Origin of the sequence: Kitasatospora sp. NPDC001547 (assembly GCF_042894165.1) — a bacterium.
GTDB lineage: Bacteria > Actinomycetota > Actinomycetes > Streptomycetales > Streptomycetaceae > Kitasatospora.
The window spans coordinates 41,129-67,853 of sequence record NZ_JBIAVL010000005.1; the positions used below are offsets into that span (position 1 = coordinate 41,129).

The following is a 26,725-nucleotide window of genomic DNA, read 5'->3' on the forward strand; positions in this document are numbered from 1 at the left end:
ATCCGTACGGATACCCGTGCGGCGCCCGGGGGCGTACCTTCGTCGTGGGTGGCGCAGGACGGCGGGACGACCGGGGGCTTCCGCCCGACCAACCCCAGTGAGAGAGAATGTTGTTCATGACGAATCCGATGAACGAGCGCCCGTCGCAGGAGCCCTTCCGGGCCGCCGGCGGGCAGTCGCAGGACGGCCAGAAGGTGCTGATCGTCGGACCGGACGGCCTGCCCGTGGGCCAGGGGTTCGCCGGCGCGGCCGGTGACGGGGACGACGAGGGCGACATGCCGCGCGAGCTCCCGGTGACCGAGATGGTCGAGCAGCCCGCCAAGGTCATGCGCATCGGCAGCATGATCAAGCAGCTGCTGGAGGAGGTCCGGGCGGCTCCCCTCGACGAGGCGAGCCGGGTCCGCCTGAAGGACATCCACGCGAGCTCGATCAAGGAGCTCGAACTGGGGCTGGCCCCGGAGCTGGTCGCCGAGCTGGAGCGGCTGTCGCTGCCGTTCACCGACGACACCATCCCGACCGAGGCCGAGCTGCGGATCGCCCAGGCCCAGCTGGTCGGCTGGCTGGAGGGCCTGTTCCACGGCATCCAGACCGCCCTGTTCGCGCAGCAGATGGCGGCGCGGGCCCAGCTGGAGCAGATGCGGCGGGCGCTGCCGCCCGGTCTGAACAGCGGTGAGCCGGACGAGGACGAGCCGGGCCAGAGCCGCGGCATCCGCTCCGGCCCGTACCTGTAGCCGCACCGGAGCACACCTGGCAGTACCCGCCGGTAGGGGCGTCCGGTCCGTCCCGACCGCCGACGGACCGGACGTACCGCGACGATCCTCCCCGCCCCGGGCCACCGGGTCCGCAGGGCCGCCGGCCCGGGGCCCGTCCCGGCCCTGGGCCGATCACCGTCGGCGGGAGCCGATACCCTGACCCCTGTCGCCGGCCGGTGGAACCGCCGCGGCAGGGGCCCGCCAGGCCAGCGGGCCGGGCCCACCACGCACGGACGAGACCGAACGTCAGGCTGCGGCAGCACGGCCGCGCCGAGGGGGAGCAGAGGACCATGAGCGAGCACGGCAACGCGGTCGAGGGCTTCTCCCTGGGCAACGGCCGCTATGTGCTGCAGCGGCTGCTGGGCGAGGGCGGCATGGCCTCCGTGCACCTCGCCTACGACAGCGTGCTCGACCGGCAGGTCGCACTGAAGAGCATGCACAGCGAGCTGGGCCGGGACGACTCCTTCAAGGAGCGGTTCCGCCGCGAGGCCCAGGCCGTGGCCCGGCTGGAGCACCCGAACATCGTCACGGTGTACGACAGCGGCGAGGACGTCGCCCCGGACGGCTCCAGCACGCCGTACATCGTCATGCAGCTGATCGACGGCAAGGGCCTGCGCGAGGCGATCAACGAGGCGATCGGCCAGTACGGCGCGATGCCGGCCGAGGAGGCCCTGAAGGTCACCATCGGCGTGCTGAACGCGCTGGAGGCCTCGCACGACATGGGCCTGGTGCACCGCGACATCAAGCCCGGCAACGTCATGTTCGACCGCAAGGGCAACGTCAAGGTCATGGACTTCGGCATCGCCCGCGCGCTGGAGTCCGGCGTCACGTCGATGACCCAGACCGGCATGGTGGTCGGCACCCCCCAGTACCTCTCGCCCGAGCAGGCGCTCGGCAAGCCGGTGGACGCCCGCTCCGACCTGTACTCGGTCGGCGTGATGCTCTTCGAGATGATCACCGGGCAGCTGGTCTTCGACGGCGACTCGGCGTTCTCGATCGCCTACAAGCACGTCCAGGAGGAGCCGCCGGCCCCCTCCACCCTCAACCGCTCGATCACCCCCGAGGTGGACGCCTTCGTCGCCCAGGCGCTGCGCAAGGACCCGGCGCACCGGTTCCAGAGCGCGGCGGCGATGCGGGACGAGGCGGAGCGGCTGATCGAGGCCGCCAAGGGCGGCGCCAACGGGCAGCGGCTGCAGGCCAGCACCCCGCTGGTGATCAACGAGGGCCCGCGCTCGGTGCACGCCGCCCCGCCGGCGCCGCAGGCCCCGCAGACGCCGCAGCCCTTCCAGCCGCAGCCGCCGCAGCAGTACCGGACGCCGCCGCCGGCCTACCAGGCGCCGCAGACCCCGCACCCCTTCCCGCAGCAGCAGTACCAGACCCCGCCGCCGGCCTTCCAGGCCCCGCGGCCGCAGGCGCCGCACACCCCGCACCCCTTCCCGCAGGCGCACACCCCGCCGCCGCAGCCGATGCCGCCGTACCAGCAGCCGAAGGCGCCCACCAGCGGCGGCGGCTGCTCGACGGCCGTGGTCGTGATCGGGATCATCGTCGGCGTGCTGGTGCTCGCGGGCATCATCATCGCGATCGTGGTCAACAAGGCGAACGAGAAGACCGGCGGCAAGTTCAGCACCTCGGAGCGCCCCGCCCACGTCCTGGTCCTCGACCTCCCCGCCGACCGCAATGGCCTGCTCTGACGGGTTCCGGCCGGTTCGGGGGTATCACGGTCGTCCGCCGGAGGCGGTAGCGTTCGGGGATACGTAAGCGACAGGGCACCGCGATCCGAGCGAACGCCCGGGGCGAGGAGCGATGGCACAGACGCAGCAGCCGGACGACGACGCGGGTGTCCGAGCGGTCGGCCGGACCGGCGGAACGCCGAGGGTCCCCGAGCCCGGCGGCCCGCAGACCCCGGGCCGCGGCACCGCCGTGCCGCTGAGCACCGTCGGCGACGGCCGCTACCGGCTGACCCACCGGCTCGGGCGCGGCGGCATGGCCGAGGTGTTCGCCGCCGAGGACGTGCGGCTCGGCCGCACCGTGGCGGTCAAGCTGCTGCGCGGAGAGCTGGCCCAGGACGACGTAGCCCGGCTGCGCTTCACCCGCGAGGCACACGCCGTCGCGGCGCTCAACCACCACTCGATCGTCGCGGTCTACGACACCGGCGAGGAGTACGTCGGGGACGAGTCCACGCCGTACATCGTGATGGAGCTGGTCGAGGGCCGCACCGTCCGCGAGCTGCTGGCGGACGAGGAGGCGCCGCCGGTCGACCAGGCGCTGATCATCATCGCCGGGGTGCTGGAGGCGCTCGCCTACAGCCACCGCAACGGCATCGTCCACCGCGACATCAAGCCCGCCAACGTGATCATCACCAACACCGGCGCGGTCAAGGTGATGGACTTCGGCATCGCCCGGGCGCTGACCGGCGGGGCCACCACGATGACCCAGACCGGCATGGTCATGGGCACCCCGCAGTACCTCTCGCCCGAGCAGGCGCTCGGCAAGCCGGTCGACCACCGCTCCGACCTGTACGCGGCCGGCTGCATGCTCTACGAGCTGCTCACGCTGCGCCCGCCGTTCACCGGCGACACCCCGCTCTCGGTGGTCTACCAGCACGTCCAGGACCCGCCGGTGCCGCCCTCGCAGGCCAACGGCCGGGTGCCGGTCGGCCTCGACCCGCTGGTGCTGCGCTCGCTCGCCAAGAACCCGGACGACCGCTTCCAGGACGCCGACGAGTTCCGCGCCCACGTGCAGCACGCGCTGCGCGAGATGCACGGCGCGGCCGGGCCCGGCTGGGGCGGCGCCGCGGCCGGCGACACCGGCGCGACCCAGGTGATCCGGCCGGACCGGATCGCGGCCACCACGGCCTTCGGAACGGTGGGCCCCGGCGACCAGACCTCCGTGCTGCCGTACCCGACGGGCGGCGCGCACTCCTCCGCCGCGCCCTACCCGGGGGCCGGCGGCCCGTACGGCGGTGACGGCGCGGACGAGGACGGCGACGGCTCCGGCCGGCGGCGCGGGCCGTGGGCCTGGGTGGCCGGCGCGGTCGCCGTGCTGGTCGCGGCCGGTGCGGGCATCGCGTTCGCGCTCAGCGGCGGCGACCACCCCGACTCCAAGGTGCCCCCGACGCAGGCCCCGGTGGTCACCAGCACCGAGACGACCGCGCCGGTCCCGAGCGGTCCGACGACGGCGCCGCCCTCGTCCTCCGGCAGCAAGAAGCCGCAGCAGCCGACCGACCCCGGCACCAACACCGGGAACAGCACCGGGAACAACACCGGGAACAGCGGCAACAACATGTCGCCGTCGCCGAACACCGGCAAGCACACCCAGGCCCCGACGCCGACCGGGGGCCCGACCCGCACGCCGACGGGGACGTCGTCGGCGACGAACGCGCCGACGACGGCACCGACCGGCGGCGGCTCGGGGCAGCCGGTGCCTCCCCAGACGCCCAAGCCGTCGCTGCCGGTCACCGCACCGGCCACGCCCGGCGGCAACTGACCGGGTCAGTTGGCGAAGGCGTCCAGGACCTGCTCGTACTCCTGGCACCACCACGCCAGCTGCCCCGCGGAGGCGGGGTAGAGCGGGTCGGCCCGGTGGTCGGCCCGCTGGTAGCGCCACTGCAGCATCCAGAAGTCGTTCAGCCGCTCCCACCAGACCCGGTGGACGGCGGCGGCCAGGTGCTCGGCGGTGGCGGCGCCGGAGGCCCGGTAGGCCTGGGAGTAGCGGCGGACCCGGACCAGGTCGAGGACGCCGGACGAGCGGTCGTTGAAGAGCAGCGTGGCGGCCCGGACGGCCTCCTCGGCGCGTGGTTGCGGGCCGAGCTTGTCCCAGTCCAGGACGGCCGCGACCCGGCCGCCCTCCGGGCCGTCGCCGTACAGCAGGTTGAGGCCGTGGAAGTCGCCGTGGGTCCAGCCGGTGGGCGGCGCGACCTCCGGGGCGGGGCGGCGGTGGGCGTGCTCGGCGAGCAGTTCCAGCCTTTCCGTGAGCCGTTCGACCACCAGTGCGTCCAGTTCCCCGGCCGGGTGGTGCGTGCGGGCGCGGCGCCGCAGGTCGCGGGCGAGCGCGGCGCTGTCGACGGGGTCGGCGCTCCGGTAGCCGGCGGGTTGGACGAGGGGGGCGCAGACGTCGTCGAGCGCGCCGTGCAGCTGGCCGAGCAGCGTGCCGAGCGCGTCGCACTGCGACGGGTCGAGCTCGCCGCCGTGCCGGTGCCGGCCGTCGACCCAGGGGAACAGCGCGAACAGCCGGCCGCCCCAGGCGGCCACCGTGCCGGACCGTTCGGCGCAGCTCAGCGGGGGTGCGACGGGCAGCCCGAGGGTGTTCAGCGCGGCCATCGCGCGGTGGTGGGCGAGGATCTTCGGACGGCTGGCGGTGGCGGAGTCGACGTAGCACTTCAGGAAGTACGGACCGGCCTCGGTGGTGACCAGGTACCCCCGGTTCAGCAGGCCCTCGGCGACCGGTTCGGCGGTCAGCAGCCGTCCTGTCCGGTAGCGGGTCAGGACCTCGGCGAGCGCTCCCAGTGGGACGGGTGGACTGAGGGTCCCCATCGGCGGTGCGGAGAGGTCGGGGCGGGCCGGTGCGCAGGCGAGGGTCTGGCTGAAAGTCACGTGAAGAGGTTATGGCCCCCTTGCGGGGGCCCTTGACAAACCGTCAGTTCTGTGAATCCGTCCGTCAGTACTGGTGGTCGACCTGGTGCCGCGCCACGAAGGCGGCCGCCTGGGTGCGCCGCTCCATGCCCATCTTGGCGAGCAGACTGGAGACGTAGTTCTTCACCGTCTTCTCGGCCAGGTGCAACTCGTTGCCGATCTGACGGTTCGTCATCCCCTCGCCGATCAGGTCGAGGATCCGCCGCTCCTGCTTGGTGAGTTGGGCGAGCCGCTCGTCCTCCTTCTCGCCGCCGTCGCGCAGCCGGGCGAGCACCCTGCTGGTGGCGACCGGGTCGAGCAGCGAGCGCCCGGCCGCGACGTCGCGGACGGCGGTGATCAGGTCGCTGCCGCGGATCGCCTTCAGCACGTAGCCGGAGGCGCCGGCCATGATCGAGTCGAACAGCGCCTCGTCGTCCGAGAACGAGGTCAGCATCAGGCACTTGATCTCCGGCAGCCCGGACCGGATCTCGCGGCAGACCTCGACCCCGTTGCCGTCCGGCAGCCGGACGTCGAGCACCGCCACGTCCGGGTGGACCGCCGGGATCCGGGTGAGTGCCTCGGCGGCCGTGCCGGCCTCGCCGACCACCTCGATGTCGCCCTCGACCGAGAGCAGATCGTGCACGCCCCGCCGGACGACCTCGTGGTCGTCGAGCAGGAATACCCTGATTTGTCCGTTATCAGTCACGTCCAAAGCCTCCCATATCACCGTACGAAAGACCTATCACCCGGACCTCTGCAACGACGTGATCCGGCCAGGACCGTCCGAAACCGATACCGAGAACCCCCTTACGTACGGGCGTCCGCCCGGATAACGTGCGCTGGTGTCCTGAAGGCGCTCGAATTGAGAGCTGCGTCACGCCGTCCGTCACCCCCACCCTTCCGACGGCGAGCCGAGCGCGGCACCCTCGGGGTTGTAGACCCTGAACAAGTAGGACGTCCTAGCGCAAGCGCGTCGAGGGCGGACGCTGGGTAACGTTCTCGTGAGGGACGCCGTCGGAACAGGATCACCACCTGCCCCGTAGGGGAAGCGCACACCCACGCGCGCCCCGCGAGGCGGTGACCGGACCGGTCACCGGCGACCCCGGGCGGCCGGACAGACCGAGGAGTGAACGTGACCGTCAAAAGCACGGCGAGGGCCCGCAAGAAGGCGGCCCCCGGCGTCCCTGACACCCTCCGCGCCAAGGGCGAGAACGCCCAGCCGGAGCTCGTCCAGCTGCTCACGCCGGAAGGCGAGCGGGTCGAGCACCCGGACTACCCCCTCACCACCACTCCCGAGGAGCTGCGCGCCCTCTATCGCGACCTGGTGCTGGTGCGCCGGTTCGACAGCGAGGCCACCTCGCTGCAGCGCCAGGGCGAGCTCGGCCTGTGGGCCTCGCTGCTCGGCCAGGAGGCCGCCCAGGTCGGCTCCGGCCGCGCCATGCGCCCCGGCGACTACGCCTTCCCCACGTACCGCGAGCACGGCGTGGCCTGGTGCCGCGACGTCGACCCGCTGAACCTGCTCGGCATGTTCCGCGGCGTGAACCACGGCGGCTGGGACCCGAACGAGAAGAACTTCCACCTGTACACCATCGTGATCGGCGCGCAGGCCCTGCACGCCACCGGCTACGCGATGGGCATCAGCAAGGACGGCGCGGACGACGCGGTGATCGCGTACTTCGGTGACGGCGCCTCCAGCCAGGGCGACGTCAACGAGGCCTTCACCTTCGCCTCGGTCTACAACTCGCCGGTGGTGTTCTTCTGCCAGAACAACCAGTGGGCGATCTCCGAGCCCACCACCACCCAGACCAGGATCCCGCTGTACCGCCGCGCCTCCGGCTTCGGCTTCCCGGGCGTCCGGGTCGACGGCAACGACGTGCTGGCCTGCCTGGCGGTCACCCGCTGGGCGCTCGACCACGCCCGCAGCGGCAACGGCCCGGTGCTGATCGAGGCGTTCACCTACCGGATGGGTGCCCACACCACCTCCGACGACCCCACCCGCTACCGGCACACCGAGGAGACCGAGGCCTGGAAGGCCAAGGACCCGATCAGCCGGCTCCGCGCCCACCTGGAGAAGGAGGGCCTGGCCGACGAGGAGTTCTTCGCCTCCGTCGAAGCCGAGAGCGAGCAGCTGGGGCTGCGGGTGCGCGAGGGCGTGCGCGGCATGCCGGACCCGGACCCGACCCTGATCTTCGACCACGTGTACAGCGAGCCGCACACGCTGGTCGATGAGGAACGGGCCGAGTACATCGAGTACGCGGCCTCCTTCGAGGCGGGGGAGACCCACTGATGGCCGGTCAGCTGAGCATCGCCAAGGCGCTGAACGGAGCGCTGCGCAAGTCGCTGGAGAACGACCCGAAGACCGTCCTGATGGGCGAGGACATCGGCAAGCTCGGCGGCGTCTTCCGGATCACCGACGGCCTGCAGAAGGACTTCGGCGAGGACCGGGTGATCGACACCCCGCTCGCCGAGTCCGGCATCATGGGCACCGCGATCGGCCTCGCGCTGCGCGGCTACCGCCCCGTCGTGGAGATCCAGTTCGACGGCTTCGTCTACCCGGCCTTCGACCAGATCGTCTCCCAGCTGGCCAAGATGCACGCCCGTGCGCTGGGCCACGTCAAGCTGCCGGTCACCGTGCGCATCCCCTACGCGGGTGGCATCGGCGCGGTCGAGCACCACAGCGAGTCGCACGAGGCGTACTTCGCCCACACCGCCGGCCTGCGGGTGGTCACCCCGGCCAGCGCGCACGACGCCCACTGGATGCTGCGGCAGTCGATCGAGTCCGACGACCCGGTCATCTTCCTGGAGCCCAAGCGCCGTTACTGGGACAAGGGCGAGGTCGGCGACGCCGCCGACCTGGGCCTGCACGACGCCCGGATCGTCCGGCCCGGCACCGACGCGACGCTGATCGCGTACGGCCCGATGGTCAAGGTCTGCCTGGAGGCCGCCGCGGCCGCCGAGGAGGACGGCCGCCGGCTGGAGGTCGTCGACCTGCGCTCGCTCTCCCCGGTGGACTTCGCCGCCCTGGAGGAGTCGGTCAGGCGCACCGGCCGCGCCGTGGTGGTGCACGAGGCACCCGTCTTCCTGGGTATGGGCGCCGAGTTGGCCGCCCGGCTCACCGAGAAGTGCTTCTACCACCTGGAGGCGCCGGTCCTGCGGGTCGGCGGCTACCACGCGCCGTACCCGCCGTCCCGCGTCGAGGAGGCATTCCTCCCCGACCTTGACCGCGTGCTCGACGCCGTCGACCGCGCGCTCGCGTACTGATCCAGGGGAGCGAAGATGACCACCGAAGTTCGCTCGCTCCGCGAGTTCAAGATGCCCGACGTGGGCGAGGGCCTCACCGAGGCCGAGATCCTCAGCTGGTACGTCAAGCCCGGTGACACCGTCACCGACGGGCAGGTCGTCTGCGAGGTGGAGACCGCCAAGGCGGCAGTGGAGCTGCCCATCCCGTTCAACGGGGTGGTCGAGAACCTGCACTTCCCCGAGGGCGCGACGGTCGACGTCGGCACCGTGATCATCTCGGTCGCGGTCGCCGGGGAAGCGGGGGCCGCGGCTCCGGCCGCCCCCGCCGCGGCGCCGGCCCAGGTTCCGGCCCCGGCGTCCGACGCGGAGTCCGAGCCCGAGCGGCGCGAGGTGCTGGTCGGGTACGGCCCGCGCACCGGCGCCGCCCAGCGCCGGGCGCGGCGGACGACCACGACCAAGGTCGCCGCCGCCGCTCCGGCCCCGGCCGCCGCGCCGGCGCCCGCGGCTCCCGCGCCGGTGGCCGAAGCACCCGGCGGGGAACGGCCGTTGGCCAAGCCGCCGGTGCGCAAGCTGGCCAAGGACCTCGGCGTCGACCTGCGCGCGGTCACCCCGACCGGCCGGGACGGCGTGGTCACCCGCGAGGACGTGCACGCCCACGCCGCCGCCCAGGCCGCTCCGGCGGCCGCCCCGGCGGTCGCGGTGGCCGAGGCCGCCGTGGCCGAGCCGGCCGCGCCGCAGGCGCCGGTGCCCACCACGGGCGACGTCCGGGTGCCGATCAAGGGCGTCCGCAAGGCGACCGCCCAGGCGATGGTGGCCTCGGCCTTCACCGCCCCGCACGTCACCGAGTTCGTGCAGGTCGACGTGACCCGCACGATGAAGTTCGTCCGCCGGCTCAAGGAGAGCGGCGAGCTGGGCCGGGACGTCCGGGTCAGCCCGCTGCTGATCGTCGCCAAGGCGCTGCTCACCGCGATCAAGCGGCACCCCGGGATCAACGCCCAGTGGGACGAGGCGGCCCAGGAGATCGTCCTCAAGGGCCAGGTGAACCTCGGCATCGCCGCGGCCACCCCGCGCGGCCTGATCGTCCCGAACATCAAGGACGCCGGGTCCAAGACCCTCGCGGGGCTGGCCACTTCGCTCGGCGAGCTGGTCGAGACCGCCCGTCAGGGCAAGACCTCGCCGGCCGACATGCAGGGCGGGACGGTCACCATCACCAACGTCGGCGTCTTCGGCGTCGACACCGGCACCCCGATCCTCAACCCGGGCGAGGCCGCCATCCTGGCCTTCGGCGCGGTCCGGGAACTGCCGTGGGTGCACAAGGGCAAGGTCGTCCCGCGGCAGGTGACCACGCTCGCGCTCTCCTTCGACCACCGCCTGGTGGACGGGGAACTGGGCTCCAGGGTGCTGGCCGACGTGGCCGCCCTGCTGGAGCGCCCGAAGCGCCTGATCACCTGGGGCTGACGGTCCGGCAGCACGTAGAAGGGGCCCTCCCGCGCACCGTGCGCGGGAGGGCCCCTTCGTCATGACCGCCCGATCGACTACCGCCGGGGCCGGAGCCGACGGACGGCGACCAGGACGCCCGCGCCGAGGGCGAGCAGGAAGGCGGAGCCTGCGGCGAGCAGGGTGTTGGTGGCGGAGGAGCCGGTCCGGGCCAGCTCGGGGGTGCCGGCCGGCGCGGTGGTGGCCGGGGCGGCGGACGGGGCCGACGCCTTCGGGGCCTCGGCGGCCGGGGCGGCCGTCTGGCTCCGGTCGGTCGCGGGCTCGGCGGCCTCGGCGGGCGCCTCCTTGGCGGGTGCGGCCTTGGTCGGGGCGGGCTTGGGCTTGGCCGCGGCGGTCGGGGCGGCCGGCTTGGCGGTGGCGGTGCCGGCGTCCTGGGGGTGGGTCACCTTGACCGGCTTGAAGCCCGAGTCGCCGGGCCCCTGGGAGCCGGCCATCTCGGTCGAGGCCAGCAGGTTGATCGAGGTCACCCCGGCCGGGGTGCTGGGGGCCAGCGCGTACCGGAACTTGAAGGTCATCGTGCTGTGGGCGGCCATCCGCTGGCGCTGGGAGCCGGTGACGTCGAGGACGCGGGTGCAGCCGTCCCGCAGCTGGAGGTTCTTCCAGGCGCCGGTGTGGTCCTGGAACTGCACCCTGACGTCCTTGCCGCGGGCCGCGGCGCCCGGGCCCGGGGTGACCAGGCCGAGTACGGGCTCCATGCCGTGGGCGTCCTCGGCGGCCCTGTTGGTGACCTTGAGGGAGACCTCGTTCCAGCTGCCGTCCGCGGCCACCGTGGACCCGGCGGAGACGATGGCGGTGTCGGGAGAGAGGCCGGGCGCGCCGGCCGGGGCCTTGTACGCGCCGGTGACCCGGTAGTCCCCGCAGGCCCAGGCGGTGTCGGTGGCGAGGACCTGCACGCCGCCGGCGAGGACCACGGTGGCGGCGACGGTGGCGATGCGGCGGCGGCCGGAGAGCGCGCGGTCGTTCTTCGTGAATCGGGTGATAACGGACGTACGCATGGCGTGACTCCCCAGGGCCGTGTGACTGACGGTGTGGTGTGAAGGCGACCGGCCTGCTCCGCTCCTGGTGAGCGGAAGCGCCCCCCGGCTCCGCCGGTCTCGCTCTCCGTGCCTTCATCCGTATAGACGCGCGTCCCCGGCGGGGGTTGCAGTCGGGGCCGGAAGTTTTTTCGGGCGCTTCCGAGGCGCCGCTTCGGGATACTGCCGGGATGACGGATGAGCTGACGGTCAGACCGGAAACGACGCCGACCGGGAGCGGGGAGCGTCGGTCGCTGCGGCGGGACGCGTCGGGGCCGGCGCTGCTGGCGGGGCTGGTGTGCGTCGCGGTGTCCTTCTCGGGACCGCTGGTGGTGGTGCTCGCGGCGGCGGCCGCCGGACGGTTGGGCGCCGCGCACACGGCGTCCTGGATCTGGGCGGTGGCGATCGGCAGCGGGGTGAGCGGCTTCGCGTTGAGCTGGTGGACCCGCACGCCGGTGATCACCGCCTGGTCCACCCCGGGCGCCGCCTTGCTGGTGACCAGTCTGGGCGACTACCCGTACCGGGAGGCGGTCGGGGCGTTCCTGGTGAGCGCGGCGGTGGTGGCGCTGTTCGGGGTGACCGGCTGGTTCGGCCGGCTGATCGCGGCGGTGCCGGTCGGGATCGTGAACGCGATGCTCGCGGGCATCCTGTTCTCCTTCGGCGCCGGGATCTTCGGCGCGGTGCACAGCGCGCCGGTGCTGGTGCTGGGCAGCTTCGCGGCCTTCCTGCTGGCCAAGCGCCTCGCACCGCGGTACGCCGTGCCGGTCGCGCTGCTGGTCGGCGGGGCGCTGGCGGCGCTGACCGTCGGACTGCCGCTGCACCTGGGCCCGGGCGGGCCGACCGTGCCGGTGCTGACGGTGCCGGCGTTCTCCGGGGCGGCCCTGGTGGGGCTGGCGCTGCCGCTCACGATCGTCGCGCTGGCCTCGCAGAACGCGCCGGGCCTCGGGGTGATGCGGGCGTTCGGCTACCGGGCGGACGACCGGCTGCTGATCGGCTCGACCGGCGCGGTGTCGATGCTGATGGCGCCGTTCGGCTCGCCCGGGGTGAACCTGGCGGCGATCACGGCGGCGATCTGCTCGGGCCCGGAGGCCCATCCGGACCCGCGCCGCCGGTACGTCGCCGGGATGTCCTCGGGCGCGCTGTACGTGCTGGTGGGCAGCTTCGGCGGAGTGCTGGTGAGCCTGTTCACCGGGCTGTCGAAGGAGCTGATCGCGGTGATCGCCGGGGTCGCGCTGCTGGCCTCGCTGCAGGGCAGCCTGGCGGCCGCGGTCGCGGAGGAGCGGGGACGGGACGCGGCGGTGGTGACCTTCCTGGCGAGCGCCTCGGGAATGAGCCTGTTCGGGATCGGCTCGGCCTTCTGGGGGCTGCTCTTCGGGCTCGGCACCCACCTGGTGCTGGGCTTCCGGAGGGGCTGAGCGGCGGTGTGGTTGGTATGACCCGTATGACAGGGGGGATGTGGATCGTTCGGCCAGGTCGGTGACATTTTCGCGCCCGGATAGGCGGACCCCACCCGTCCGGGTACGTCTCCGCTCCACCACCCGGGCGACGCCGGGTGCCGGAGCCCGGAGGACGCACCCGTATGCCGCCTGGCAACCCTGGCCGTCTCGTGCGGAGCATGGCCGCACTCGTGCTGGTGTCCGCCGCCGCCCTCCCGGCCGCCCTGGAGCTGGCCGGCCCCTCGCCGTTCGGCGTGATCGGGCCGGGGGCCCCGGCCGACCGTGCGGTGCCGCCGCACACGGCGCTCCGCGCCGACCAGCGGATATCCGAGGTCGCCCCGACCGTCGACATACGCCGCACCGGCGAACCGGCCAACCGGATCACCCTGGTGCTGCTCGGCGACGGCTACACGGCCGACGAGCAGGACCTCTTCCGGCTGCAGGCGGACAAGGCCTGGCGCGCCCTGATGGACATCGAGCCCTTCCGCACCTACCAGGCCTTCTTCAACATCAGGCGGGTGGAGGTGGTCTCCCCGGTCTCCGGGATCGCCGAGTCCGAGAAGCACGGCCGCAGGACCGCCACCCCGCTCGGCATGCACTTCTGGTGCGAGGGCACCGCCCGGCTGCTCTGCGCCGACGAGGCCGCCACCGCCCGGTACGCGGGGGACGGCGCCGGCCCGCAGTACCTGATCGCGCTGGCCAACTCCACCGAGTACGGCGGCGCCGGCGGCACCGGAGTGACCACCCTGGCGGGCGGCAACCCGGACGCCGGGCGGATCCTCCAGCACGAGATCGGGCACACCGTGGGGGACCTCGGCGACGAGTACGACAGCGCCCCGGACGACGCCGACTACCCGAACCTCGCCACCCTCAACGCCGACGAGATGCGCCGGAAGCAGCTCAAGTGGTGGCGCTGGCTGGGCGCCGAGTCCCCGGACGGGGCCGGCGTGATCGGGGCGTACCGCAGCGCCAACGGCCTCTACCGGCCCACGCCGGACTCGGTGATGCGCACCCTGGGCAGCGCGTACAACCTCCCCTCGCGGGAGGCGATCATCGAGGAGCTGTACCGCAGGGTCCGGCCGACCGACGCCCCGGTGCCGGCCCCCGGCGAGGTGGCCGGTCGGCCCCGGCTCGACGTCCGGCCGCTGCCGCTGACCGGCCCGCGGCGGCTGCAGGTGGAGTGGAAGGTGGACGGCGTCCCGGTGACGCCGCAGTCCCCCGACGGCTCCTGGCTGGACACCGCCGGGCTGGAACTGGCCCCGGGCCGGACGGCCACCGTGACGGCGACCGTCCGGGACACCACCGACTGGGTGCGGGACGAGGCCTTCCGGGACCGCTACATGACCCGCTCGGTGTCCTGGACGCTGACCGGCTGAGGCCCCGGTCCGCGCACCCCGGCTCCGGGCATCCGATCATGGGATGACTAATCTGGTCGGACTATGACCGTGGAGCCCGCCCGTCCAGCCCCGTCCCCGTCCGTCCCCGCTCCCCGGTCCACCGCCGAGCCCGTCCCCGTACTGCTGTCCGCGCCCGCGCCCGCCGCGCCGCCCGGTGGCCGGGCGGCCTGGCTGGCGTGGTCCGTCGGGGTGAGCGTCTACGTCCTGGCCGTCATCCACCGCACCAGCCTCGGCGTGGCCGGACTGGACGCCGCCGACCGCTTCGGCATCGGCGCCTCGGCCCTCTCCACCTTCTCGATCCTCCAGGTGCTGGTCTACGCGGCCATGCAGATCCCGGTCGGCCTGCTGGTCGACCGGTTCGGGCCGCGCCGGGTGCTGATGCTCGGCATCGTGCTGCTGAGCACCGGTCAGCTGGCCTTCGCGTTCAGCGCCGACTTCGGCCCCGCGCTGGCCTCCCGCGCGGTGCTCGGCTGCGGTGACGCGATGACCTTCATCAGCGTGCTGCGGATCGCCGCCCGGTGGTTCCCGGCGGCCCGCAACCCCTTCGTGGCCCAGCTGACCGGCCTGGTCGGGATGGGCGGCAACCTGGTCACCACCGTGGTGCTCGCCCGGGCGCTGCACAGCGAGGGCTGGACGCCCACCTTCACCGCGATCGCGCTGCTCGGCGCGGGGGTGTTCGTGCCGGTCGCGTTCCTGCTCCGGGACGCGCCGCCCCGGCAGGAGGCCGGCGCCCGGCCGGAGCCGGTCGGGGCGCGGCCGAAGGTCGGCCGGCAGGTCCTCGCCTGCTGGCGGGAGCCGGGCACCCGGCTCGGGCTCTGGATCCACTTCACCACCCAGTTCCCCGGCAACGCCTTCGGCCTGCTCTGGGGCCTGCCCTACCTGGTGCAGGCGCAGGGCATGTCCCGGGCCGGGGCCGGCGGGCTGCTGACCCTGCTGGTGCTCAGCAACATGACCTTCGGCTTCGTCTTCGGCCGGCTGCTCTCCGCCACGGCCCGGGCCCGGATGCCGATCGTCCTGACCGTCGTGGTGACCACCGCGCTCGGCTGGGCGCTGGTGCTGGCCTGGCCCGGCGGCCACCCGCCGGCCTGGCTGCTGGTCGGGATCATCCTGGTGATGGGCAGCAACGGCCCGGCCTCGCTGGTCGGCCTCGACTACGCGCGCGCCCGCAACCCCGTGGAGCGGCTCGGCACCGCCTCCGGGATCGTCAACATGGGCGGCTTCATCGGCACGATGATCACCCTGTTCGGCATCGGCGTGCTGCTGGACCTGCTCTCCCCGGACGGCGCCGGGTCCTACTCGGCCGCCGCCTTCCGCTGGGCGTTCTGCTGGCAGTACGTCCCGCTGGCGGTGGGCACGGCGATGATCCTGCGGCTACGCCGGAAGGTCGCGGCGCAGCCGGGCTGAGCCCCGGGCCCGTGCGGGGCCCGGGGCGGCGGGCGCCGGCCGTCAGATGGTCACCGAGAAGTTGGCCAGCACCCGCTCGGCCAGCTCCTGGTCGCCCTCGACGGAGACCGGGCCGGGCCGGCCGCGCCCGCAGGCGAGCCGCAGGTAGGTCTCCCAGCCCATGGTGAGCTGGACGTCGGGGGCCAGGCTGATCGACTCGTCCACGGTGCAGCGGCCGGCGGCGTCCACCCGGACGGTGCGCAGGAACTCCACCGGGCCGGTGACGTCCAGCACCAGGGCCGTCCCGGCCGGTGCCCCGGCCTTGTCGGCGACGGCCTTGGGCAGCAGCTCCAGCAGCAGGTCCCGGGTGATCAGGGCGGCCGGGGCGTCCAGGTTGCCCGGAGCCTCCAGGGCCCGGCGCAGGTCCTGCTCGTGCACCCAGACGTCGAAGGCCCGCATCCGCAGCAGCTCGTGGTACGGGACGTCCCTGGCCAGCGGTCCGGCCGGCCAGCGCACCGGCTCCTCGGGCGCCTGCTTGGCGTTCCGCAGCGCCCGGGAGCGGCGGATGATCGTGTACTCCAGCTCGCTGGTCATCTCCAGCGCGGTGTGGCAGCGGCGCTTGTCGACCGGGAGTTCGACGTAACGGGCGAACTCCGTGGTGACGTGACGGAGGTCACGCGGCAGCGAGTGGATCGGGCGGGGGTCGCCGAGCAGGTCGGACTCGACCGCGATCACGTGGGACACGACGTCCCGGACGGACCAGCCGGGGCACTCGGTGGCCCGGTTCCAGGAGTCCTCGGGGAGGGGGGCGACCAGCTCCGATATGGACTCGATGGTCTGGGTCCACGCCTCGGTGTAAGCCTGCACGGTCTGGTTGTCCGTCACGGGAATCTCCGGCCCTCCGTCAGCTTCCTTGCCTCTGCGGCCCCGCCGTCACGCCGACCGGGATGGTCCGGCTTCCGGGCGCACACGCTAACCGCACGTTACGCTGCCGGGAGACAGCTGGGCAGCGCTTTCGGGTGACGATCGTAGGTCTCTTGCCGTGGACGGTGGTACTGTGCGCGCTTCATTGATCCAACTCGCGGTCTCCGACGCGGAGCCGCCCGCCGAGCGGAGGGCTCGGGCGGCGTCCCTGGTGCGGGCGCAGCAGGGCGCCGACCTGGTGGTGCTCCCGGAGCTGTGGCCGCTCGGCGGCTTCGCCCACGACCTCTGGTCGGACGGCGCGGAGACGCTGGACGGGCCCACCTCCGACGCGATGTCGGCCGCCGCCCGGGCCGCCGGGGCCTGGCTGCACGCCGGTTCGATCGTCGAACGCGATCCGGACGGGCCGATCTACAACACCTCGCTGCTGTTCTCCCCGGACGGCGAGCTGGTGCACACGTACCGCAAGATCCACCGCTTCGGCTTCGACAGCGGCGAGGCGGTGGTGATGGGGGCCGGTCAGGAGATCGTCACGGCGCCCGTCGACTTCGCCACGCTGGGCCTGGCCACCTGCTACGACCTGCGCTTCCCGGAGCTGTTCCGGGCGCTGCTGGACGCCGGCGCGCAGCTGCTGGTGGTCCCGGCGGCCTGGCCGGCCCGGCGGCGCGAGCACTGGACGCTGCTGGCCCGGGCCCGGGCGGTGGAGGAGCAGGCCTTCGTGCTGGCCTGCAACACCGCCGGGACGCACGCCGGGGTCGAGCAGGCCGGGCACAGCATCGTGGTGGACCCGTGGGGCCGGGTGCTGGCCGAGGCGGGGCCGGACGAGGAGGTCCTGACGGTCGAGTTCGACCCGGCCGAGGTGGCCAAGGCGCGGGAGGAGTTCCCGGTGCTGCGGGACCGCCTGCTGGGGATCCCGGCGCCGGTCCAGCGCTGAGCCGGGGCGGGGCCGGGGCGCGGGGACGGCGTTTCGGAGGGTTGGTTCGTACCTGGGCCGGTCGGGTTTGAGAAGATGAGCACTCGTCGTGTTCCCCACCGGTCCGGACGAGGGCCGGCACGGTAGGCCGCCCGAGGAGGTCGCGTCCATGCCTGGCGACGGCGCAGGCGACACCCCCCGCCCCGTCATCCACCGCAACAGCCTGCGCGAGCAGATCGCCGGAGCGCTGCGCGAGGAGATGATGGCCGGCCGGCTCGCGGCCGGCCGCAACTTCACCGTCAAGGAGATCGCCGAGCTGTACGGCGTCTCCGCGACCCCGGCCCGCGAGGCCCTGGTCGACCTCGGTGCGCAGGGCCTGCTGCGGGCCGAGCACCACCGCGGCTTCACCGTGCCCGAGCTGGGGTGGGACGACTTCCTGGAGATCTTCGAGTCCCGGGTGCTGATCACCGACAGCTTCCACCGCCAGTTCGTCGCCCGCCGGTCGCTGCCCGACCTCAGCCGGCTGCCCTCGCTGCACCGCCGGGCGGACGCGGCGGTGCGGGCCGCCCGGGCCGGGAACCTGGACGTGATGGTGGGCTGCGACCGCCGGTTCTGGCAGGAGGTCGGCGGGCTGCTCGGCAACCGCCGGATCGCCGACTACCTGGACTGGCTGCGGGTGCAGTCCTGGATGTTCGCCGCGCGCTACCTGCGGGAACTGCCCGCACTGGGCGGGATCTGCTGGGAGCGCCACCCGGACCTGGTCGGGGCGATCGAGGCCCGCGACTCGGTCGGCGCGCACCGGATCATCTGCGAGTACAACCTGTACACCGTCCGGCTGCTGGCCGGGCTGGCCGGGCAGCCGCTGGAGTCGGTGACCGTCCTGGGGCTGCTCACCGAGTACGTCGGCGAGGAGCTGCCGCCGGTGCCGGTCGAGCCGCCGCCGGCACCGGCCGTCGAGCCCGCCGCCGGGCCCGGTCCGGAGCCCGGCGCGGCCCGCGCCGAGCGGAGCCGCCGCGGCGACGAGGTGGGCCGGGAACTCGGCCGTGAGCTGGGCCTGGGCCTCGGCCTGGTGCCCCAGCCGCGCACGCTGCCGTACGGCCGGTTCGGCCGGCGGCTGGCCGAGCCGGCCCCGGAGGCCGGGCGGGGACGGCCCGACCCGCACGCCGCGCCGGGCCGGTAGGGTGGGCGGGCGTCGGACCGGGCGCCCCGCCGAAGGGCCGTCCGGGCACCGACCCAGCCCCGTCGTCGCCCCGTCCGCGCGGGCGATCCCCGCCTCCGGAGAGGAACTGCCGGCCATGGCCTGCGACCTCTGGCTCGTCCCGCTGGTGGACGTGCTGAGCCACAGCACCGACAACCCCTTCCGGGACGACCTCGCGCTCTACAACTCGGTGCTGGCCTCGCGCGGGCTGCCCGAGGTGCCGGTCTACCGGTTCGTGCCGGGCGTCAGCGGCGCGGTCGAGCCGATAGCCGCCTTCGACTACGACTCGCTGCACTTCCTGCGCCGCGCCTACCTGTTGGGCCTCACCGGGCTGGACATCACCCCGGTCGACGCGCTCGGCGGCGACTACGAGCAGCTGCTGGAGATGTTCGAGAGCAGCGCCGAACAGTCGCACCTGGTCTGGCACTTCGACCACGCCGGCGCGTACGTGCCGGTCGAGTTCGCGGTGCCGCTGGTGGACGACACGCTGCTGGCCTCCGGCGGCCCGCTCGGCTCCAGCCACGGGCTGCTGCGCGAACTCCAGGCCGTCGCACCGGCGCTGGGCATCGACCCGCTCAACCCGCCGGACCCGACCCGGCCGCTCGGCCCGACCGGCCTGGAGCAGCCGTTCGGGCCGCCGATCGACGACGTCCACCCCTTCGCCCGGGAGCGGCACGCCTGGTCGGGGCTGTACGCGGCGGCGACCAGGAGCGTCACCCAGGGCTCGATGATCGTCTTCGCCTGAGCCCCCTCCGCGGCCAGGGCCCGGGCCCTCGCGGCCGGGCCCCGAGTCCTCACGTCCCGGTCCCGAGTCCCGCCGGGGTCCCGGGCGCTACCGCAGCGGACCCTCCGGCGGCCGCTGGCGCGGCATGGTGGGCCGGGTGCCGGGCGGCGGCAGCACCCGCACCTGGGCGCCGACACCGGGCTCGCTGCGCCCGCCCCAGGCTCCGCCGGACTGGGTGGGCAGCTGGGTCATCGAGGCGCGGAACTCCAGCATCCACTCCGAGGTCTCGGTGCGGACCATGTCCGAGACGTCCTCGCAGAACCGGCGCAGCACGCCCAGGCAGCGCTCGGCGGCCTCGCCCGCGGTGCCCTCGGTCGGGCCGAGCACCTCGCGCACGCACTCCGACGCCCAGTCGAACTGGAACGCCTCCAGACGGCGTTGCAGCGCCTGCCCGGTGGAGATGTCCCGCATCCAGCCGGAGGTGAGGCCGAAGACCCGGTCGGCGGCCAGACAGGCGGCGGAGAGCGCGAAGCCGACGTAGCCCCAGCCGGTGCCGTGCGCGAAGGCGCCGGCCAGGCCGACCAGCGGGGCGACGACCCCGCCCACCGCGAAGCCGGCCGCGCCGAACCGCAGCAGGCGCGCCCAGCGGCGCTTCCAGATCCGGTCCCGGCGGTACCACTCGATCGCCTCCACCGCCCGCTCCTCGGACCAGCGGTAGAGCTCCTCCAGCCGCTCGGCGGGCTCGCCCCAGTCCCCGAGGGGGAACTGGCGGGTGCTCAGATCGGTCCGGCGGCTGGTGGAGGCCCGTCGGACGACGGCGGCGACGGGCTGGTCCTCCTCACCGATCTCCTTGCCCCAGGCACTCTCCTCGGGCTGCATTTCCGGCTGGCTCACCTGTGGGGCTCCCTGTGGCGGGCGGACTGCTGGTCTGTCGGCGCAACGGCTGACGTGGTGTCCGCCGGTGGTTCTCCAACAGCACTTCTTACCGCCAAATGGCTGACCGTGGGGGCGCTTCTCCGCTGATCGTTACCGGTTTCGGCCAACGGAACCCGAGGTGGGCGGGTTGCGGGAGGCGGCGAGATTTCACCCGTCCGAGCGAGGGCCCGGTGACCCGACGTCGTGACCCGGCCACCGACCGCCGAACCGGCGGCGTCCGGATTGGAGGATCCTCCGACGCGCTCGCCCTGCGGAGCCGCCCTCCTGGAGGATCGGACGGGACCGGAGAGCGGCCGGAACCGGCCACCGACTACGCTGCCAGGCGTGAAGGTCCTCGTCATCGGCGGCGGCGCCCGCGAACACGCCCTGTGCCGCTCTCTGTCCCAAGATCCCGCAGTGACCGAACTGCACTGCGCCCCGGGCAACGCCGGGATCGCGCAGGTCGCGACGGTCCACCCGGTCGACCAGCTGGACGGTGCGCAGGTCGCCGCACTGGCCGGCCGGCTCGGCGCCGCCCTGGTCGTGGTCGGCCCGGAGGCCCCGCTGGTCGCCGGCGTCGCGGACGCCGTGCGCGCGGCCGGCGTCCCGGTGTTCGGCCCGTCCGCGGCGGCCGCGCAGCTGGAGGGCTCGAAGGCCTTCGCCAAGGACGTGATGGCCGCGGCCGGCGTCCCCACCGCCCGCTCCTACGTCTGCACCACCGCCGCCGAGGCCGCCGAGGCGCTGGACGCCTTCGGCGCCCCGTACGTGGTGAAGGACGACGGCCTGGCCGCCGGCAAGGGCGTCGTGGTCACCTCCGACCGCGAGGAGGCGCTGGCGCACGCCGCCGCCTGCGAGCGCGTGGTCATCGAGGAGTACCTGGACGGCCCCGAGGTGTCGCTGTTCGCGATCACCGACGGCACCACCGTCGTCCCGCTCCAGCCCGCCCAGGACTTCAAGCGCGCGCTGGACGGCGACGAGGGCCCCAACACCGGCGGCATGGGTGCCTACTCGCCGCTGCCGTGGGCGCCCGCCGGGCTGGTCGAGGAGGTCCTGGAGACCGTCCTCCAGCCGACCGTCGACGAGCTGCGCCGCCGGGGCACCGAGTTCTCCGGCCTGCTGTACGCGGGCCTGGCGCTCACCTCGCGCGGCACCCGGGTGATCGAGTTCAACGCCCGTTTCGGCGACCCGGAGACCCAGGTCGTGCTGGCCCGGCTGCGCACCCCGCTGGCGGGCGTGCTGCTGGCCTCCGCCAACGGCACCCTGGACCAGCTGGAGCCGCTGCGCTGGGACGAGGGCGCGGCCGTCACCGTGGTGGTCGCCTCCGAGGGCTACCCGGCCGCCCCGCGCACCGGCGACCCGATCGAGGGCCTGGCCGAGGCCGAGGCGGACGGCACCGCGTTCGTGCTGCACGCCGGGACGAGGACGGGCGAGGACGGCCGGGTGCTGAGCGCCGGCGGCCGCGTCCTGTCGGTCACCGCGACCGGTACCGACCTGGCCGAGGCGCGCGAGCGCGCGTACGCCGCGGTGGACCGGATCTCCCTCAAGGGCGGCCAGCACCGCACCGACATCGCGCTGAAGGCGGCCACCGCCTGAGGCGACCGCGTCCGCGCTGCCCGCGGCCCCCGTGCGAACCGCTCGCACGGGGGCCGCGGTGCGTGTGGCGCCCACGAGCACGGTGCGTGGCGCCCACGAGCACGGGGCGGGGGCGGGTCCCGACGGGGACGGGCGTGGCGTGGGCACGGGCGCGGCGCGGGGACGGGCGCGGCGCGGGGACAGCGGACCTCGGCGGGGCGAGCGGGAATCGAACGCCCGAGCCCACCGGTCAACCCCCATGGGCGCAGCGTCCCGGGCGTTTCGGGAGCGGAGCGGCCGCAGGGGCGGACGTCCCGTTCGGCCGACGGATTCCAGCCCATCGGGTGACAGCGTCCGCATCCGGCTGACGCAACCGGCCGTGCGGCCTTATGGTGCGCTGGATCGCGGTGCGCGGGGTCCGTGCGCCGGGGTCGCCGCCGGGTAGCGGTGCTCCCACGGGGGGATGCTGGACGGCGTCCGGCCGGGTGGTCGTCCGGGTGCTTCGCACCGGACCGGCCGCCGGAGTCCGGGTGGTGTCACCGGAACGACCGCGTCACCGGAACGACCGGGCGGTGTCACCGGGACGAGTGGAAACCGGGGCGATCCGGAACACCCGCCCGGACCGGGGCGTCGAAAATGTCAGTAGCGCCACGCAGCATGCACTACCGGGGATCGGACGCCTCCGCTTCCCGGTCGGAACTGATCGTTTCGAGTCGGCTCAGGGCCCGAAGCCGGGCGCCCGAGGGCTCCGAAGGGGGTGCCGCACCGTATGGCCGCAGTCGACATCGCGCGCGCTCACGCCCAGGCGGTCCTGCGGGTCCGAGGCCTCGCCCGGGCCGCCGCCGCCCTGCCCGCCGCCGTCGCGGTGGTCCTGCTCGCGGGCCGGTTCACCGGCCGGATCGGCGCGCCCGGGGCCGCCGACGCGGCGGGCTGGGACGCCGCCCGCTGGGTGGTCTGCGCGGTCGCCGCGCTGACCCTGGCGGTGGCCGGGCTGACCGCCCGGGCCGTGCGCCGGGCCGTGCCGCCGCGCACCCCGGCCGTCCCGCTGGACCGCGCCGAGGCCCCCGAGCTGTACCGGCTGATCGACGAGCTGGCGGACCGGCTGGACGTGCCCGCGCCCTCCGCCGTCGCCCTCACCCCGGACTGCGACAGCTGGCTGGAGGACGTCCCGTCGGCGGGGCGGCCGGCCCGGCCGCACCGGCGGGGCCCGGACGCCGGGGCACCCGCCCCCGTCCTGGTGATCGGCTCGCCCTTCCTGTGGTGGATGCGGGCGGGGGAGCTGCGCGCCCTGCTCGCCCCGGTGGTGGCCGGCACCGCCGCCTCCGCCGATCCGGAGATCGCCGCCGCCCGGCGCTTCCTGCGCGGCCTGGACGCCTGCCTGGACTCCGGCGGCGGCGCGGCCCCCGGCCTCGGCGGCGGCACCCTGGCCGCCCCGCCCCGGCCGCCCCGGCGCGGTCCGGCCGCGCTCGCGGACCGGATCGTCCGCAGGATCGTCCGCCGTCTGCTCGGCGCCTGCCGGGGCCACTCCGCCGAGCTGGAGCGCTCGGTCGCGGGCTGGGCCTCCGAGCAGGCCAGGGCGGTCGACTACGGCCTGCGGATCGCCGCCCAGGAGCAGGTCGGCCTGGCCTACGCGGGCTGGGACCGGCTGCTCACCCGGGTCGCGCTGCCCGCCTGGCGGCTCGGCCGGCACCCGGTCCACCTCAACGCCGGCGTGGTCTCCGCGCTCACCGAGCTGTCCCGGCGCGACCGGCTGGCCGACGGCTACGGCAGCCGGCTCGGCGACCGCCCCGCCTGCGACCTGCTGGAGGAGCCCGGCGCCGTCGACCGGGCGGTCTCCCGGCTCGCCGCCGAGCTGTTCTTCGGCCGCCCGGCGGCCGGCGCCTGGCACGAGCTGGAGTGGGCCGACTACCCGGCCGAGGTGGTGGACGCCGGCTGGCGGGCGGGCGCCACCACCCTGCAGACCGCGCTGGACCGGCTCGCCCCGCAGTCCCGTCCCGGCGCCCCGACCCTCACCCGGCTGCTCGGCCGGCTCGCCGAGGGCGACGGCGAGCTGTTGGCCGCCGCGCTCGCCGCCCAGCTGGCCCGCACCACCGCCCCGGCCCCGCTGCTCGAACCCGACCGCGGCGGCCGCGACCTGCTGGTCGACCACGTCACCGCGATGGTCTGCTGCGCCGCCGTGGACACCGCGGGCGGCGCCCCCGGCCTGGACTGGCTGGACGGCCCGGTGCTGCTGCTCGGCGGGGTGCGCCGCACCGACCTGGCCGGCCCGGTCGCCCAGGCCGTCGAACAGGGCCAGGACGGTCCGCTGCGCACCTGGCTGGACGCCGCCGACGTCCGCCTCGAGAAACCCGTCCGCCTCTGACGTCCCGTGCGTACCGGAAGGGCGCTCGGCATCCCGCCGCGCGCCCCCAAACCGGCCGACTGCCGGGCGTCTTCGCAGGCCGGAGGCCCTGCCCGGGAGGCGCGCGAGATTCCCTGCACCAATTGCTACCGGAGGGTGACGTTGCGCCAGCACTCTGTGGTGTATTAGACCGCACGCACATCCGGGGGGCACGTGCCAACCGGGCGGAAGTGCACCTGGGAGGGGCGCGTGGGGACCGAACTCAACCGCCGCTGGGAGTCGGGGACGCACGCCTACAGCGTCTCCGACCCCTTCGGGCAGGGCCCGCTGCCCTGGCTGCGCAGCCCGGACCAGTACCTGGCCGGCGCGGAGGGCGCCGTGCCCTGGTACGTCTCGGTGGACGCGCCCGGCCAGCAGTCGCTGACGGCCGGGGTCCGCCGCAAGCCGTCCGTCGGCTCCCCGCAGGGCGCCAACGACGTGGACCAGCAGATCAAGGGCTTCGCCTCGGCGGGGGTGGTCCGCCCCGGCGGCTCGGTGGACTTCCGGGTCACCGTCAACCCGCCCCGCGAGTTCACCGTGAACATCTTCCGGATCGGCCACTACGGCGGCGACGGCGCCCGCCACATGACCTCCAGCCCGCTGATCGCCGGCCTCGCCCAGCCCGCCCCGCTGGTGGTCGACCGGACGGTCTCCTGCCACCACTGGTGGCACTCCTGGCGGCAGCAGATCCCGGCGCACTGGAAGCCCGGCGCGTACGTCGCCGTGCTGACCACCGCCGACATGCTGCACCGCAGCCACATCCCGTTCACCGTCCGGGACTTCGAGGAGCAGGGGCGCACCGCCGAGCTGCTCCTGGTGCTCCCGGACGTGACCTGGCAGGCGTACAACCTGTTCCCCGAGGACGGCCGCACCGGCGCCAGCCTCTACCACGCCTGGGACGGCCGGGGCGGCCTGGTCGGCGAGCCGGAGGCGGCCGTCACCGTCTCCTTCGACCGCCCGCACGCCACCGCCGGACTGCCGCTGCACGTCGGCCACGCGTACGACTTCATCCGCTGGGCCGAGCGCTACGGCTACGACCTCTCCTACGCCACCGCCACCGACCTGCACGCCGGCCTGGTGGACGCCTCCCGGCACCGGGCGTTGGTCTTCCCCGGCCACGACGAGTACTGGTCGGAGCCGATGCGCCGGGCCGCCGAGCGGGCCCGGGACGGCGGCACCTCGCTGGTGTTCCTCTCCGCCAACACGATGTACTGGCGGGTCGAGCTGACCGCCGCCGCCTCCGGCGAGCCCAACCGGCTGCTCAACTGCCGCAAGCGGCAGAAGGTCGGCCCGGGCAGCCCGGCCGCCGGGGCGCCCGGCGCGGCCAGCGCGCTGTGGCGGGACGCCGGGGAGCCCGAGCAGCACCTGCTCGGGGTGCAGTACTCGGGGCGGGTCGCCGCGCCCGTCCCGCTGGTCGCCCGGCACACCGCGCACTGGCTCTGGGACGGCACCGGCCTCCAGGAGGGCGACGAGCTGCCCGGGCTGGTCGCCGGCGAGGCGGACCGCTACTACCCCAAGGTGGCGCTGCCCGAGCACGTCGAGCGGGTGCTGCTGGCGCACTCGCCCTACCAGGACCCGGCCGGCCGCACCCGCTACCAGGAGACCTCGCTGTACCGGGCGCCCAGCGGCGCGTACGTCTTCGCGGCCGGGACGTTCGCCTGGTCGCCCGCGCTGGGCCGCCCGGGCCTGACCGACGAGCGGATCCAACGGGCCACCGCCAACCTGCTGGACCGGCTCTGCAAGAACGAGTGACCGACGGCCGGAGGAGCGGCGTCCGGCGGGCGTGAAAGACTGCGGGGGCAGTGACCTCCCCTTTCGCGGTGCCCCCGCCCGTGAACGACCCCTGAGGACTGAACACCTTGAGCGGATTTGTCACCAAGCCCGAGCCGGTCCAGGTACCCGGCCTGGTCCACCTGCACACCGGCAAGGTGCGCGACCTCTACCGCACCGGGTCGGGTGAGCTGGTCATGGTGGCCAGCGACCGGACGTCCGCGCACGACTGGGTGCTGCCGAACGAGATCCCCGACAAGGGCCGCGTCCTCACCCAGCTGTCGCTGTGGTGGTTCGAGCGGATCGCCGACATCGTGCCCAACCACGTGATCTCCACCGAGGTCCCGGCCGGCGCCCCGGCCGACTGGAAGGGCCGCACGCTGGTCTGCCGCAGCCTGGAGATGGTCCCGGTCGAGGCGGTCGCCCGCGGCTACCTGGCCGGCTCCGGCCTGTCCGAGTACCAGGAGAGCCGTACGGTCTGCGGCATCGCGCTGCCCGAGGGCCTGGAGAACAGCTCCGAGCTGCCCGCCCCGATCTACACCCCGGCCCTCAAGGCCGAGGTCGGCGAGCACGACGAGAACGTCTCCTACGAGGAGACCGCCCGCAGGATCGGCGCCGAGCTGGCCGCCCAGCTGCGGCAGACCACGCTGAACGTCTACGCCCGGGCCCGGGACATCGCCCGCGACCGCGGCATCATCCTGGCCGACACCAAGTTCGAGTTCGGCCTGCTGGACGGCGAGCTGGTGATCGGCGACGAGGTGCTCACCCCGGACTCCTCCCGCTACTGGCCCGCCGACCAGTGGCAGCCGGGCCGCTCGCAGCCGTCCTTCGACAAGCAGCTGATCCGCGACTGGCTGGTCTCCCCGGCCTCCGGCTGGGACCGCTACAGCGAGCAGCCGCCGCCGGCGCTGCCGGCCGAGATCGTCGAGCGTACCCGGGCCAAGTACATCGAGGTCTACGAGCGGCTGACCGGGACCACCTGGGCCTGAGCCGCCCCGGACCGC

The 26,725-nt window shown here is 74.3% G+C and carries 21 protein-coding genes; 16 read left to right on the forward strand and 5 right to left on the reverse strand.

What is annotated here, in order from left to right; all coding sequences use genetic code 11:
* Positions 1-116 precede the first annotated feature (116 nt).
* The 3 genes from ACFY0X_RS11045 to ACFY0X_RS11055 all read left to right on the forward strand — a co-directional run bounded on the left by ACFY0X_RS11045 (position 117) and on the right by ACFY0X_RS11055 (position 4,238).
* A complete protein-coding gene (locus tag ACFY0X_RS11045; RefSeq protein WP_387752023.1) occupies positions 117-731 on the forward strand; it encodes a bacterial proteasome activator family protein in 615 nt (204 codons plus the stop codon).
* A gap of 311 nt (positions 732-1,042) precedes the next feature.
* Positions 1,043-2,443 carry a protein kinase gene (locus ACFY0X_RS11050; RefSeq protein ID WP_387752026.1) on the forward strand — a complete coding sequence of 467 codons (1,401 nt, stop codon included), beginning with the start codon at positions 1,043-1,045 and terminating at the stop codon, positions 2,441-2,443.
* Positions 2,444-2,555: 112 nt separating this feature from the next.
* Positions 2,556-4,238, forward strand: a complete 1,683-nt coding sequence (locus ACFY0X_RS11055) for a protein kinase (protein ID WP_387752029.1) — start codon at positions 2,556-2,558, stop codon at positions 4,236-4,238.
* 5 nt (positions 4,239-4,243) lie between these two features.
* Here the strand turns inward: ACFY0X_RS11055 and ACFY0X_RS11060 are convergent, their stop codons facing one another.
* Together ACFY0X_RS11060 and ACFY0X_RS11065 are read right to left on the reverse strand one after the other, a co-directional pair.
* Entirely contained in the window at positions 4,244-5,344 is a 1,101-nt protein-coding gene (locus ACFY0X_RS11060) for a phosphotransferase (protein WP_387752032.1), read from the reverse strand.
* A gap of 64 nt (positions 5,345-5,408) precedes the next feature.
* Positions 5,409-6,068: a response regulator gene (locus ACFY0X_RS11065; RefSeq protein ID WP_387752035.1), complete on the reverse strand. Its 660-nt coding sequence runs from the start codon at positions 6,066-6,068 to the stop codon at positions 5,409-5,411.
* Between the two features lie 426 nt (positions 6,069-6,494).
* Here ACFY0X_RS11065 and pdhA point away from each other — a divergent pair, with 426 nt between their 5' ends.
* From pdhA to ACFY0X_RS11080, 3 genes are read left to right on the forward strand one after another with little or no spacing between them, the layout of a single operon-like run.
* Entirely contained in the window at positions 6,495-7,649 is a 1,155-nt protein-coding gene (gene pdhA, locus ACFY0X_RS11070; RefSeq protein ID WP_387752038.1) for a pyruvate dehydrogenase (acetyl-transferring) E1 component subunit alpha, read from the forward strand.
* Positions 7,649-8,623, forward strand: coding sequence for an alpha-ketoacid dehydrogenase subunit beta (locus tag ACFY0X_RS11075; RefSeq protein WP_387752040.1), 975 nt, complete (start codon positions 7,649-7,651; stop codon positions 8,621-8,623). The genes pdhA and ACFY0X_RS11075 overlap by 1 nt, the downstream gene beginning before the upstream one ends.
* Positions 8,624-8,638: 15 nt before the next feature.
* Positions 8,639-10,060 (forward strand): dihydrolipoamide acetyltransferase family protein, encoded by a 1,422-nt coding sequence (locus ACFY0X_RS11080; RefSeq protein ID WP_387752042.1) that lies wholly within the window; start codon positions 8,639-8,641, stop codon positions 10,058-10,060.
* A 77-nt stretch (positions 10,061-10,137) separates the two neighbouring features.
* Here the strand turns inward: ACFY0X_RS11080 and ACFY0X_RS11085 are convergent, their stop codons facing one another.
* Positions 10,138-11,094, reverse strand: a complete 957-nt coding sequence (locus ACFY0X_RS11085; protein WP_387752045.1) for a hypothetical protein — start codon at positions 11,092-11,094, stop codon at positions 10,138-10,140.
* A 209-nt stretch (positions 11,095-11,303) separates the two neighbouring features.
* Here ACFY0X_RS11085 and ACFY0X_RS11090 point away from each other — a divergent pair, with 209 nt between their 5' ends.
* The 3 genes from ACFY0X_RS11090 (at position 11,304) to ACFY0X_RS11100 (ending at position 15,349) form a co-directional block, all read left to right on the forward strand.
* Complete coding sequence (locus tag ACFY0X_RS11090) at positions 11,304-12,527, forward strand: benzoate/H(+) symporter BenE family transporter (protein WP_387752048.1); 1,224 nt, start codon at positions 11,304-11,306, stop codon at positions 12,525-12,527.
* 200 nt (positions 12,528-12,727) lie between these two features.
* Positions 12,728-13,924, forward strand: a complete 1,197-nt coding sequence (locus tag ACFY0X_RS11095) for a M64 family metallopeptidase (RefSeq protein ID WP_387752050.1) — start codon at positions 12,728-12,730, stop codon at positions 13,922-13,924.
* Positions 13,925-13,987: 63 nt separating this feature from the next.
* Positions 13,988-15,349 carry a nitrate/nitrite transporter gene (locus ACFY0X_RS11100; RefSeq protein ID WP_387752053.1) on the forward strand — a complete coding sequence of 454 codons (1,362 nt, stop codon included), beginning with the start codon at positions 13,988-13,990 and terminating at the stop codon, positions 15,347-15,349.
* Positions 15,350-15,391: 42 nt separating this feature from the next.
* Here ACFY0X_RS11100 and ACFY0X_RS11105 read toward each other — a convergent pair whose 3' ends face one another.
* Complete coding sequence (locus ACFY0X_RS11105) at positions 15,392-16,213, reverse strand: maleylpyruvate isomerase family mycothiol-dependent enzyme (RefSeq protein ID WP_387752056.1); 822 nt, start codon at positions 16,211-16,213, stop codon at positions 15,392-15,394.
* Between the two features lie 172 nt (positions 16,214-16,385).
* On the opposite strand from ACFY0X_RS11105, the gene ACFY0X_RS11110 reads away from it, so the two are divergent.
* The 3 genes from ACFY0X_RS11110 (at position 16,386) to ACFY0X_RS11120 (ending at position 19,105) form a co-directional block, all read left to right on the forward strand.
* On the forward strand, positions 16,386-17,183 hold the full coding sequence (locus ACFY0X_RS11110; protein ID WP_387752059.1) for a carbon-nitrogen family hydrolase: 798 nt from the start codon (positions 16,386-16,388) through the stop codon (positions 17,181-17,183).
* A 148-nt stretch (positions 17,184-17,331) separates the two neighbouring features.
* On the forward strand, positions 17,332-18,342 hold the full coding sequence (locus ACFY0X_RS11115) for a GntR family transcriptional regulator (protein WP_387752062.1): 1,011 nt from the start codon (positions 17,332-17,334) through the stop codon (positions 18,340-18,342).
* Between the two features lie 115 nt (positions 18,343-18,457).
* Positions 18,458-19,105, forward strand: a complete 648-nt coding sequence (locus tag ACFY0X_RS11120; protein ID WP_387752065.1) for a hypothetical protein — start codon at positions 18,458-18,460, stop codon at positions 19,103-19,105.
* A gap of 87 nt (positions 19,106-19,192) precedes the next feature.
* On the opposite strand, the gene ACFY0X_RS11125 is transcribed toward ACFY0X_RS11120, so the two are convergent.
* Positions 19,193-19,978 (reverse strand): SLATT domain-containing protein, encoded by a 786-nt coding sequence (locus ACFY0X_RS11125; protein WP_387752067.1) that lies wholly within the window; start codon positions 19,976-19,978, stop codon positions 19,193-19,195.
* Positions 19,979-20,344: 366 nt separating this feature from the next.
* On the opposite strand from ACFY0X_RS11125, the gene purD reads away from it, so the two are divergent.
* From purD to ACFY0X_RS11145, 4 genes are all read left to right on the forward strand, one after another.
* A complete protein-coding gene (gene purD / locus ACFY0X_RS11130; RefSeq protein WP_387752070.1) occupies positions 20,345-21,592 on the forward strand; it encodes a phosphoribosylamine--glycine ligase in 1,248 nt (415 codons plus the stop codon).
* A gap of 748 nt (positions 21,593-22,340) precedes the next feature.
* A complete protein-coding gene (locus ACFY0X_RS11135; RefSeq protein ID WP_387752073.1) occupies positions 22,341-23,933 on the forward strand; it encodes a hypothetical protein in 1,593 nt (530 codons plus the stop codon).
* 228 nt (positions 23,934-24,161) lie between these two features.
* Positions 24,162-25,703, forward strand: coding sequence for a N,N-dimethylformamidase beta subunit family domain-containing protein (locus ACFY0X_RS11140; protein WP_387752075.1), 1,542 nt, complete (start codon positions 24,162-24,164; stop codon positions 25,701-25,703).
* 107 nt (positions 25,704-25,810) lie between these two features.
* The gene (locus ACFY0X_RS11145) at positions 25,811-26,710 is read left to right on the forward strand and encodes a phosphoribosylaminoimidazolesuccinocarboxamide synthase (RefSeq protein ID WP_387752077.1); all 900 of its coding nucleotides are present in this window, start codon (positions 25,811-25,813) and stop codon (positions 26,708-26,710) included.
* Positions 26,711-26,725 lie beyond the last annotated feature (15 nt).

Bases quoted from the DNA above. Each gene is read 5' to 3' on its own strand.
- ACFY0X_RS11045 (WP_387752023.1), top strand. From the start codon at position 117: ATGACGAATCCGATGAACGAGCGCCCGTCGCAGGAGCCCTTCCGGGCC.
- ACFY0X_RS11050 (WP_387752026.1), top strand. From the start codon at position 1,043: ATGAGCGAGCACGGCAACGCGGTCGAGGGCTTCTCCCTGGGCAACGGC.
- ACFY0X_RS11055 (WP_387752029.1), top strand. From the start codon at position 2,556: ATGGCACAGACGCAGCAGCCGGACGACGACGCGGGTGTCCGAGCGGTC.
- ACFY0X_RS11075 (WP_387752040.1), top strand. From the start codon at position 7,649: ATGGCCGGTCAGCTGAGCATCGCCAAGGCGCTGAACGGAGCGCTGCGC.
- ACFY0X_RS11080 (WP_387752042.1), top strand. From the start codon at position 8,639: ATGACCACCGAAGTTCGCTCGCTCCGCGAGTTCAAGATGCCCGACGTG.
- ACFY0X_RS11085 (WP_387752045.1), bottom strand. From the start codon at position 11,094: ATGCGTACGTCCGTTATCACCCGATTCACGAAGAACGACCGCGCGCTC.
- ACFY0X_RS11090 (WP_387752048.1), top strand. From the start codon at position 11,304: ATGACGGATGAGCTGACGGTCAGACCGGAAACGACGCCGACCGGGAGC.
- ACFY0X_RS11095 (WP_387752050.1), top strand. From the start codon at position 12,728: ATGGCCGCACTCGTGCTGGTGTCCGCCGCCGCCCTCCCGGCCGCCCTG.
- ACFY0X_RS11100 (WP_387752053.1), top strand. From the start codon at position 13,988: ATGACCGTGGAGCCCGCCCGTCCAGCCCCGTCCCCGTCCGTCCCCGCT.
- ACFY0X_RS11115 (WP_387752062.1), top strand. From the start codon at position 17,332: ATGCCTGGCGACGGCGCAGGCGACACCCCCCGCCCCGTCATCCACCGC.
- ACFY0X_RS11120 (WP_387752065.1), top strand. From the start codon at position 18,458: ATGGCCTGCGACCTCTGGCTCGTCCCGCTGGTGGACGTGCTGAGCCAC.
- ACFY0X_RS11135 (WP_387752073.1), top strand. From the start codon at position 22,341: ATGGCCGCAGTCGACATCGCGCGCGCTCACGCCCAGGCGGTCCTGCGG.